We start from the raw sequence: 3,254 nt of genomic DNA, 5'->3' as shown, positions 1-3,254 counted from the left end.
TATAAATGTTTTCCATCGCCCTACTCGAAGCAGATTCGGCACGATACCATGCATTTTCCCTTTATTCTTATCATCCCTCGGCACCACTTCTTCATTCGATGATTCTTTCCATCTCTCTGTCAATCTATCAAACCAATCGCCTTGCCATTTTCTCTTAAACAACGCTCGTCCGAAAACTTTTATCACCAATTCTATTTCAAAACAAAACCGAACTACCTTCACACCAATATGTACAACAAGCGATAAGAACCATACTCCTACGAGCAAAAGCATCAAGAAAGCCAATATATACATATCCACCCTGCCATCGTTTTTCTTTAGTATGGCAAACTTTCGGCCGAATATACAAAAATACCAAATGCCATCACAGCATTTGGTATTTTATCATTATTCATCGGGAAGCGGAGGCAGGTCCGATAATGAATCCATGCCAAAACAATTAAGAAACACTTCCGTTGTACCATAGAGAATAGGGCGTCCAATAACCTCTTTGCGTCCCAACTCTTTGATCAATTCTTTGTCGATAAGATTCTGCAATACGCGATCGACCTGTACGCCGCGAATCTCCTCGATCTCCGCCCGTGTGATCGGTTGTTTGAACGCGATAACTGACAGCGTCTCGAGTGCCGCTCTTGACAAACGATTTGGCTGTACTTCCGCAAGGCGAGCTACCGTTTCGGCAAACTCTGCCTTCGTACACAGCTGATATCCGCCCGCTACTTCCAGAATCGTCAATCCTCGTTTCGCATCTTCCATCTCCGATTTCATTTGTGCCAAAAGAATACGAATATGCTCTTTCTCAACAGATAACATCTCTGCAAGCTGTACTTCGCTGACAGGCTGTCCTGCCGCAAATAAGACGGCTTCTATATTTCCTTTGAGATGTTCATAAAACATGATCCACTATCCCCTTCAACCAAAGAAATCATGATCGTATCAGAGCCTTGTTCTTGCTCGGCACGGATCTTATTTAACTTCAGAAGCTCCAATATCGCTAAAAACGAAGCTATCATCTCATCGCGATTACGTGCACGGATAAGTGTTTCGCGAAACTCCATCGTTTTACCGCACTTGCGCAACAGATAGAGAATATCTCCCATCTTATCTTGCACCGTGACCGTTTCACTGCGAACCACAACAAAATCTTCTTCTGCCTGCTTACTTTCCCATACAGCCATAAAAGCCATCACAAGCTTATCGGTCGTCATCCCCTGCGGATACGGCTCTTGTCTGCGCGGTAATTCAAGCGGACTACGCCCAAAAAAGAGTCGTCTTGATTCAGCCATCTCACCTAAAACACGACTTACCTCTTGATACCGTTTGTATTCCAAAAGCCGTGCAACAAGCTCATCACGCGGATCTTCTTCCACCGTATCATCTTCTGTCTTTTTCTTCGGCAGAAGCATTCTCGACTTTATTTGAAGAAGCGTCGCTGCCATCACAAGAAACTCACTCGCGATCTCTAAATCGACTTCTTCCATCTGCTTGAGATACGTAAGATATTGCTCCGTGATCTCTGAGATCGGAATATCATAAATATCAATCTGACTTTTCTCGATCAGATGCATCAGAAGATCTAGCGGTCCTTCAAATACCTCCAGTTTTAACTGATAGGACATCTTACAAATGCATTGCAGCTTTTACATCTGCCATCGTCGCTTCAGCAACAACACGTGCTTTCTGCGCGCCTGCTTCCAAAATTTCGCGTACCATGCTCGGTTTCGAAGCGAAATATTCGCGTCTTGCGTAGATGTCGGCAAGCGACTCGTTCATGCGGTCTGCCAAACGGTTTTTACATTCTACGCAACCGATACACGCACCACGGCATGCACCTTCGATCTCAGCCACGTTCTCCGTATTGAAGATTTTGTGGAATTTGAACGCCGTACATACTTCCGGATTACCTGCATCCGTTTTCTTAATACGTTGCGGATCGGTAACGATCATACGAACACGTTTTTTAAGTTCTTCCGGACCTGCTGCATACGGGATAGCATTGCCGTACGATTTACTCATCTTACGACCGTCAATACCCGGAAGAAGAGCAGCTTTGCTCAATTTAGCCTGCGGTTCAGGGAATACCGGACCATAGAGATTATTGAAACGACGAACGATCTCACGACAAAGTTCCAAGTGCGGGATCTGGTCTTCACCAACAGGAATAATGTCAGCTTTATAAAGAATGATATCAGCCGTCATCAACTCAGGATAGCCAAGGAAACCATATGTATTGATATCCTTGCCCTGCGTGCCAAGCTGCTGTAATTTATCTTTGTACGTCGGTACACGTTCAAGCCACGAAAGCGGCGTGATCATCGACAAGAGCAAATGAAGCTCTGCATGCTCTTTGACATGCGACTGCACGAAGATCGTGTTTTTATCAGGGTCAAGACCTGCCGCCAACCAATCGAGTGCCATATTATGAATGTTCTCCGGAAGCTGGCTCGTATTTTCATACGCCGATGTCAACGCGTGCAAGTCAACGATCGAGAAGAAACATTCATGATCGTGCTGCAAGCGAACCCAGTTTTCAAGCGCCCCCATATAGTTACCCAAATGAAATCTTCCCGACGGCTGCATACCGCTAAAAATTCTGCCTTTAGTCATATTACTTTTCCCCCTAAATCATAAAAAAATCATCTGTACGATCAACTGGATAACAAAAGAAATACCATCTGCGATCGGAGACAATATTCCCCAAATAACGCCGAGCCATGACAATGCAAGAATGATAAAAATACCATACCGCTCTATCGACTCATATCGCCAAGCCATCTCATTCGGTAAAAAGCTCGACACCACCTTCGATCCATCAAGAGGCGGAATCGGAAACATATTAAAGACGGCAAAAATGATGTTATAAACATACGTGAGGCGGATCACGTTCGCAAGCCAATGGTTACCATCTATCACGCCCATCTTGATAAGAGCCGTAAACAGGATCGCCATTACAAGCGATAGCAAAATATTCGCCGCAGGTCCCGCCAACGACACCAGACGCGTACCACGCTTCCAATCCGCGAAATTGTTCGGATTGATAGGAACAGGTTTCGCCCAACCGAATTGAACCAACCACAACATGATCAGCCCCACAGGATCGAGATGCGACAACGGATTGAGTGTCACTCTGCCCAGAACCTTCGGCGTCGGATCGCCGAGCGCAACCGCAACACGTGCATGTGCATATTCATGGATCGTCAATGCAATGAGTAATGCAGGGATACGATACAGCATATCCGGACCAAATCCAAACA

The 3,254-nt window shown here is 45.4% G+C and carries 5 protein-coding genes; all 5 read right to left on the bottom strand.

The annotated features are described in order from the left end of the window. Window positions 1-294, bottom strand: a 294-nt coding sequence (locus IJN28_06675) for a hypothetical protein (GenBank protein MBQ6713449.1), incomplete at its 3' end; no start/stop codon positions are given. Between the two features lie 93 nt (window positions 295-387). Continuing rightward, window positions 388-897, bottom strand: coding sequence for an SMC-Scp complex subunit ScpB (gene scpB / locus IJN28_06670; protein MBQ6713448.1), 510 nt, complete (start codon window positions 895-897; stop codon window positions 388-390). Next, complete coding sequence (locus tag IJN28_06665) at window positions 867-1,619, bottom strand: segregation/condensation protein A (protein ID MBQ6713447.1); 753 nt, start codon at window positions 1,617-1,619, stop codon at window positions 867-869. Before IJN28_06665 ends, scpB begins: the two co-directional genes overlap by 31 nt. 1 nt (window position 1,620) lies before the next feature. Then, window positions 1,621-2,607, bottom strand: a complete 987-nt coding sequence (gene trpS, locus IJN28_06660) for a tryptophan--tRNA ligase (protein MBQ6713446.1) — start codon at window positions 2,605-2,607, stop codon at window positions 1,621-1,623. An 18-nt stretch (window positions 2,608-2,625) separates the two neighbouring features. Beyond that, window positions 2,626-3,234: a site-2 protease family protein gene (locus tag IJN28_06655; protein MBQ6713445.1), complete on the bottom strand. Its 609-nt coding sequence runs from the start codon at window positions 3,232-3,234 to the stop codon at window positions 2,626-2,628. Between the last annotated feature and the right edge of the window lie 20 nt (window positions 3,235-3,254).

The sequence above is a fragment of the Selenomonadales bacterium genome (assembly GCA_017442105.1).
GTDB lineage: Bacteria > Bacillota > Negativicutes > RGIG982 > RGIG982 > RGIG982.
Note: the sequence above shows the minus strand (reverse complement) of the source record. Positions and strands in the feature narration are given on the sequence as shown.